This window comes from Methylibium sp. T29, from assembly GCF_000576205.1.
GTDB classification, from domain to species: domain Bacteria; phylum Pseudomonadota; class Gammaproteobacteria; order Burkholderiales; family Burkholderiaceae_C; genus Methylibium; species Methylibium petroleiphilum.
The window spans coordinates 1-6,292 of record NZ_AZND01000195.1; the positions used below are offsets into that span (position 1 = coordinate 1).

The window sequence follows — 6,292 nt, forward strand, 5'->3', positions numbered from 1 at the left end:
CTGGGCCGCGTCGCGGTACAGCACGCGCGGCGCGTCGTCCTCGCGCTCGAGCAGCCGAGCCAGCACCTCGCGCGCCAGTTCGCCGCGCGCCGGGGCCCGGAAGCCGATCGATGCGGTCATGCACTCGCCATCGGCCACCCCGTCGTGCCCCCAGCCGGGCGGCAGGTAGAGCATGTCGCCGGGTTCGAGCAGCCACTCCTGCTGCGGCTCGAAGTGCGCCAGGATCTTCAGCGGCAGATCCGGCCGCAGCGTGTCATCGCCCGGCGGCGCGATGCGCCAGCGACGACGACCCTGCACCTGCAGCAGGAACACGTCGTAGGAGTCGACATGCGGGCCGACCCCGCCGCCATCGCTGGCCCACGACAGCATCAGGTCGTCGAGCCGCGCCTCGGGCACGAAGCGGAACATCGACAGCAGGTCGCGCGCCGCCGGCACGTGCAGGTCCAGGCCTTGCACCAGCAACGTCCAGCCGGCCTGAGAAACGGGCGGCAGCGCCCGGCGCGGCAGCGGCCCGGAACGCAAGGTCCAGCGATCGCGCTGCCGCACGATCAGGCGCGACTCGACATCCTCGCTGCCGGCCAGTGCGAACAGCGCGCCGCGGTCCAGCGGGGGGCGCACGCCAGGCAGTGCCTGGCGGATCAGCAGCGGCCGCTTCTGCCAGTGGCGGCGCATGAAACGGCGGGGGCTCAGGGCACCCAGCAAGGGCGTCGGCGTGTCGATGGCAGGCAGCAGGGACATGGCCTCATTGTGCGATCATCCTTTCATGCAAATCACGCCCCCCTGCGTCGTCAGCCTGACCTGGCGGCTCGAAGATGCACACGGCCAGTTGATCGACGAACTGGCCGAGCCGGTGGAGTTCTTCGTCGGCGGCGACGATCTGCTCTCCAAGGTGGAGGAATCGATCGTCGGCCAGTCCGAGGGCTTCGAGGCCACGCTGCACCTGGAGCCCGAGCACGCCTTCGGCGACTACGACGCCGACCTGGTGTTCTTCGAGGAACGCAGCGTCTTTCCGGGGCACATCGAGGCCGGCATGCAATTCGACGGACCGCCCGAAGGCGCGACCACGCGCGACCTCCCGCTCGACACCGTCTACACGATCACCGAGGTCTACGACAGCCACGTGGTGCTCGACGGCAACCACCCGCTGGCCGGCATCGCGCTGGTCCTTGCGCTGAAGGTGCGCGACGTGCGCGCGGCCAGCGAAGAGGAGATCGAGCACCGCTCGGTCTCGACCTCGGCACTCTCGGTGCTGAGCGCGGTACCGCCCTCGCCCCAGCTGCACTGACGCGGCGGCACGGCGCGCGCGGGCCGGGCCCGGTCAGCGCTGGCCGGTCGAGCCGAAACCGCCCTCGCCGCGCTCCGAGGCGCCGAAGTCGTCGACGACCCGGAAGCTCGCCTGCACCACCGGCACGATCACCAGTTGCGCGATGCGTTCGAGCGGCTGCACCGTGAAGGCCGCCGGCCCGCGGTTCCAGCAACTCACCATCAACGGGCCCTGGTAGTCGGAGTCGATCAGGCCGACCAGGTTGCCGAGCACGATCCCGTGCTTGTGACCCAGGCCGGAGCGCGGCAGGATCACCGCGGCCAGGCCCGGGTCACCGATGTGGATGGACAGGCCGGTCGGGATCAGCTGCGTCTGACCGGGCTCGAGCAACAGCGGCGCGTCGAGGCAGGCGCGCAGGTCGAGGCCGGCACTGCCCGGGGTGGCATAGGCGGGCAGCTGGTCCGCCATGCGCGGGTCCAGCACTTTCACGTCGATCGTCGTCATGGGTTCAGGTGTTCAAGGTGGGACGGCGCCGCGCGATCTCCGCCACCAGCGCGCGCGCCAGCGTGAGCTTGTCGGCCGTGCCGCCGTCGGCCGGCAGCGGCTGTTCGCCCCGTGCGTCGACCAGCAGCAGCGCGTTGTCGTCGCGGCCGAAGGTGGCCGGCCCGAGGTTGCCCACCACCAGCGGCAGCTTCTTGCGTTCGAGCTTGGCACGCGCGTGCACGGCAAGATGCTCGCTCTCGGCCGCGAAGCCGACGCAGAACGGCGGGTTCGGCAGCGCGGCCACGGTCGCGAGGATGTCGGTGTTCTCGGTCAGCTCGAAGCTCGGCGCCTGCTTCTTGCCGTCCTTCTTGATCTTGTGCTCGGCCAGCCGCGCCGGTCGCCAGTCGGCAACCGCGGCGGTGGCGACGAAGATGCCGTGCGTCGCCGCCAGCGGCAGCACGGCGGCGAGCATCTGCTCGGCGCTCTGCACGTCGATGCGCCGCACGCCGCGCGGCGTGGGCAGGTGCACCGGGCCAGCCACCAGCGTGACCTCGGCACCGGCCTCGCGGGCGGCCCGCGCCAGCGCGAACCCCATCTTGCCGCTGGAGCGGTTGGTGAGCCCGCGCACCGGGTCGATCGCCTCGAAGGTCGGCCCGGCGGTGATCAGCACGCGCTCACCGGCCAGCGGCTTGGGCGCGAGCTGCGCCACGATGTCCTCGAACAGCTCTGCGGCCTCGAGCATGCGGCCGTCGCCGACCTCGCCACAGGCCTGGTCGCCACTCGCCGGCCCAAGCACCGTCGCGCCATCGGCCCGCAGCTGCGCCAGGTTGCGCTGGGTGGCCGGGTGCGACCACATTTCGCGGTTCATGGCCGGCGCCAGCAGCAGCGGGCAGCGGGCGATGGGGCGCGCCAGGCACAGCAGGCTCAGCAGTTCGTCGGCCCGGCCCTGGGCCAGTTTCGCCATCAGGTCGGCACTCGCCGGCGCGACGATCACCGCGTCGGCGTCGCGCGTGAGGTTGATGTGCGCCATGTTGTTCGACTCGCCGGCGTCCCACTGGCTGGTCAGCACCGGCTGGCCCGACAGTGCCTGCATCGTCACCGGCGTGATGAACTGCTGCGCCGCATCGGTCATCACCACCCGCACGCTGGCGCCGGCCTTGACCAGCAAGCGCAGCAGCTCGGCCACCTTGTAGCAGGCCACGCCCCCGCTCAGTCCCAGCACGAGGCGCCGGTTCGCGAGGTCACCGCCAGGCTCGGGGCGATCGGTCATCGTGAGGCTTTCGTCGTCGAGGCCGCTCGTCGAGCCGCCGGATGGGCGCGATTATCGCGGCCGCCCGGCGCCGCCGCTCCCGCACGGCACATGCTCGCCACCCCTTTCGGTTCAATCTGAATTTTCAGTAATTACTGAAAATTCAACTAGAATCCGGGCACTTTCCGCATCCACTGCATGAGCTCGCTCTCCCCTCTCGTCCACAGTTTCGTCTCGCACTTCGGCGAGATGGGCAGTCGCTGGGGCATCAACCGCACGGTGGGACAGATCTACGCGCTGATCTTCGTGTCGCCGACGCCGCTGAATGCGGACGACATCGCCGAGCAGCTGGAGTTCTCGCGCTCGAACGTCAGCATGGGGCTGAAGGAACTGCAGGCCTGGCGGCTGGTCCGGCTGCGCCACCTGCCCGGTGACCGGCGCGAGTACTTCGAGGCCCCGACCGACGCCTGGGAGATCTTCCGCACGCTCGCCGAGGAGCGCCGGCGCCGCGAGATCGAACCCACGCTGACGATGCTGCGCAGTGCACTGCTCGAGACACCCACCAGCGAGGCCGACCGCATCGCGCAGCAGCGCCTGCGCGGCATGCACGAGCTGATCGAGCTGATGAGCACCTGGTTCGACGACGTCCAGAAGCTCGATGCGAAAACCCTCTCCCAGCTCATGAAGATGGGCTCTAAAGTTCAACGGCTGCTGGAATTCGCCCGCAAGGCGAAGCCCGGCGCGCCTGCCGCCTGAGCCGCATCGCCCCTGATCTGAAAGGACCGACTGCATGGACCCGCTGATCCTCGCGCGCGCGCAGTTCGCCGCCAACATCACCTTCCACATCCTGTTCCCCACGATCACCATCGCGCTGGGCTGGCTGCTGATGTTCTTCCGCTGGCGCTGGCTGCGCACGCACGACGGCGCCTGGCTCGCCGCCTACCGCTTCTGGACCAAGGTGTTCGCGCTGAGCTTCGCGCTCGGCGTGGTGAGCGGCATCACCATGAGCTTCCAGTTCGGCACCAACTGGCCGGGCTTCATGGAGAAGGCCGGCAACGTGGCCGGCCCGCTGCTCGGCTACGAGGTGCTGACTGCCTTCTTCCTCGAGGCCGGCTTTCTGGGCGTCATGCTGTTCGGCCACGGCCGCGTCAGCGAGCGCATCCACATGATGGCCAGCTTCTTCGTCGCCTTCGGCACCACCGTCAGCGCGTTCTGGATCCTCGCGCTGAACTCGTGGATGCAGACGCCCGCCGGCCATGAAGTGATCGACGGCGTGTTCCACGTCAAGAGCTGGGCCGAGGTGCTGTTCAACCCGTCCTTCCCCTACCGCTTCACGCACATGCTGCTGGCCTCGGGCCTGACCTGTGCCTTCCTGATGGCCGGGCTGAGCGCCTGGCAGCTGCTGCGCGGCCAGGCCGAGCGCTCGGCACCCAAGGTGATGCGCGTCGGGCTCACCGTCGCGGCGCTGCTGATCCCGGTGCAGATCTTCGTCGGCGACCTGCACGGCCTCAACACCCTGAAGCACCAGCCGCAGAAGATCGCGGCGATGGAGGGGGTGTGGGAGACCGAGCGCGGCGCGCCGCTGCTGCTGTTCGCGGTGCCCGACGACAAGGCCCGCACCAACCACTTCGAGATCGCGATCCCCAAGATGGCGAGCCTGATCCTCACCCACGACGCCGACGGCGAGATCAAGGGCCTGAACGACTTCCCCGATGCCCACCCTCCGGCCGCGCCGCTGTTCTTCGCCTTCCGCGTGATGGTCGGCATGGGCGTGCTGATGCTGCTGGTGAGCTGGGTCGGCTGGTGGATGGGCCGCCGCGTCGGCTGGGCGCCGCAGCGCCTGTCGCGCGGCCTGCTGTGGGTGCTGGCGGGCATGAGCTTCTCGGGCTGGTTCGCCACCGTGGCCGGCTGGTACGTGACCGAGATCGGTCGCCAGCCCTTCATCGTCTACGGCCTGCTGCGCACCGCCGACGTGGCGGCGACCACCGTGCCGTCCTCGATGATCGCGCTCAGCCTCGCGATGTACGTGACGCTCTACCTTGCGCTGATCGTGGCCTACGTCAGCGTTCTCAAGTACATGGCCGAGAAGCCCGAGGACGTGATCGAGCCCGATGCGCTGGAACGCGCCGAAGGCCGCGCCGCGGCCGCGCTGGCGAAGGGGAGTGCCACATGACGTTCGATCAATCGCTGCCACTGATCTTCATGGCGTTGATGGGCATTTCGATGCTCGTCTACGTCGTCAGCGATGGCTACGACCTCGGTGTCGGCCTGCTGATGCCGCGCGCCAATGCCACCGAGAAGGACGTGCTGATCGCCTCGATCGGCCCGTTCTGGGACGCCAACGAGACCTGGCTGGTGCTGGGCATCGGCATCCTGCTGATCGCCTTCCCCAAGGCGCACGGCCTGGTGCTCACGCAGCTCTACCTGCCGGTCACGCTGATGCTGATCGGCCTGATGCTGCGCGGCGTGGCCTTCGACTTCCGTGTCAAGGCCAAGGACGTGCACAAGGCCACCTGGGACCGGCTGTTCTTCGCCGGCTCGCTGCTGGCCTCGATGTCGCAGGGCTGGATGCTCGGGCGCTACATCAGCGGCTTCGGCTCGGGCTGGAACTACCCGGTGTTCGCCGCCGCGATCGCGCTCGCGCTGCCGGCGGCCTATGTCCTGCTCGGCGCGGCCTGGCTGATCATGAAGACCGAGGGTGAGCTGCAACGCAAGGCCATCCGCTGGGCCAAGCTCGCGTGGTGGCCGGTGGTGGTCGGCATGGTGCTGATCTCGCTGTCCACGCCGTGGATCAGCGCCACCGTGCGCCAGCGCTGGTTCGAGCTGCCGGCCATCATCGCGCTGTCGGCCATTCCGCTCACCACCGCCATCGCGCTGGTGGCCGCCCGCCTGGTGCTCGACCGGCCCATCGTCCGCAAGGAACTGTGCTGGCTGCCCTTCGTGCTGCTGATCGCGGTGTTCGTGTTCGGCTTCCTCGGGCTGGCCTACAGCATCTATCCCTTCGTCGTGATCGACCAGCTGACGATCTGGCAGGCCGCCAGCAGCCCGGCGGCGCTGAAGGTCATCCTGATCGGCGTGTGCATCTCGGTGCCGGCGATCGCGGCCTACACCGTGTTCTCCTACCGCGTGTTCTGGGGCAAGGCCACCGAGCTGCGCTACGGCTAGGACGCTTCCGAGAGAAAGCGCAACAGCGCGGCCGCGCCGGCGCCCGGTTCGGTACCGACGGCGGTGCACAGCAGCAGCCGGCGCGTCGCCCAGGCATCCGCCAGCGGCCGCACCGTGATGCGTGCGCTCGC

7 protein-coding genes are annotated in these 6,292 nt (G+C 69.3%); 4 read left to right on the plus strand and 3 right to left on the minus strand.

Annotation, left to right across the window (positions count from 1 at the left end; all coding sequences use genetic code 11):
* On the minus strand, positions 1-738 hold a 738-nt coding region (locus tag x551_RS17090; RefSeq protein ID WP_036249716.1), incomplete at its 3' end, for a cupin domain-containing protein.
* Positions 739-763: 25 nt separating this feature from the next.
* Between x551_RS17090 and x551_RS17095 the strand changes: the two genes are divergently transcribed.
* Positions 764-1,285, plus strand: coding sequence for an FKBP-type peptidyl-prolyl cis-trans isomerase (locus tag x551_RS17095; protein ID WP_036234831.1), 522 nt, complete (start codon positions 764-766; stop codon positions 1,283-1,285).
* Between the two features lie 33 nt (positions 1,286-1,318).
* On the opposite strand, the gene dut is transcribed toward x551_RS17095, so the two are convergent.
* Positions 1,319-1,768, minus strand: a complete 450-nt coding sequence (gene dut, locus x551_RS17100; protein WP_036234828.1) for a dUTP diphosphatase — start codon at positions 1,766-1,768, stop codon at positions 1,319-1,321.
* 4 nt (positions 1,769-1,772) lie between these two features.
* The gene (gene coaBC / locus x551_RS17105) at positions 1,773-3,017 is read right to left on the minus strand and encodes a bifunctional phosphopantothenoylcysteine decarboxylase/phosphopantothenate--cysteine ligase CoaBC (protein ID WP_036234824.1); all 1,245 of its coding nucleotides are present in this window, start codon (positions 3,015-3,017) and stop codon (positions 1,773-1,775) included.
* 177 nt (positions 3,018-3,194) lie between these two features.
* Between coaBC and x551_RS17110 the strand changes: the two genes are divergently transcribed.
* Genes x551_RS17110 through x551_RS17120 form a run of 3 tightly spaced genes read left to right on the plus strand, consistent with a single transcriptional unit; the run spans position 3,195 to position 6,161 of the window.
* Positions 3,195-3,752: a GbsR/MarR family transcriptional regulator gene (locus tag x551_RS17110; protein ID WP_011830157.1), complete on the plus strand. Its 558-nt coding sequence runs from the start codon at positions 3,195-3,197 to the stop codon at positions 3,750-3,752.
* Between the two features lie 34 nt (positions 3,753-3,786).
* Positions 3,787-5,169 carry a cytochrome ubiquinol oxidase subunit I gene (locus x551_RS17115; protein ID WP_036234821.1) on the plus strand — a complete coding sequence of 461 codons (1,383 nt, stop codon included), beginning with the start codon at positions 3,787-3,789 and terminating at the stop codon, positions 5,167-5,169.
* Positions 5,166-6,161 carry a cytochrome d ubiquinol oxidase subunit II gene (locus x551_RS17120; protein WP_036234818.1) on the plus strand — a complete coding sequence of 332 codons (996 nt, stop codon included), beginning with the start codon at positions 5,166-5,168 and terminating at the stop codon, positions 6,159-6,161. The genes x551_RS17115 and x551_RS17120 overlap by 4 nt, the downstream gene beginning before the upstream one ends.
* Positions 6,162-6,292: the final 131 nt, after the last annotated feature.

Excerpts from the sequence above, each read along its gene's own strand:
- x551_RS17095 (WP_036234831.1), top strand. The coding sequence starts at position 764 with ATGCAAATCACGCCCCCCTGCGTCGTCAGCCTGACCTGGCGGCTCGAA.
- x551_RS17115 (WP_036234821.1), top strand. The coding sequence starts at position 3,787 with ATGGACCCGCTGATCCTCGCGCGCGCGCAGTTCGCCGCCAACATCACC.
- coaBC (WP_036234824.1), bottom strand. The coding sequence starts at position 3,017 with ATGACCGATCGCCCCGAGCCTGGCGGTGACCTCGCGAACCGGCGCCTC.
- dut (WP_036234828.1), bottom strand. The coding sequence starts at position 1,768 with ATGACGACGATCGACGTGAAAGTGCTGGACCCGCGCATGGCGGACCAG.
- x551_RS17120 (WP_036234818.1), top strand. The coding sequence starts at position 5,166 with ATGACGTTCGATCAATCGCTGCCACTGATCTTCATGGCGTTGATGGGC.
- x551_RS17110 (WP_011830157.1), top strand. The coding sequence starts at position 3,195 with ATGAGCTCGCTCTCCCCTCTCGTCCACAGTTTCGTCTCGCACTTCGGC.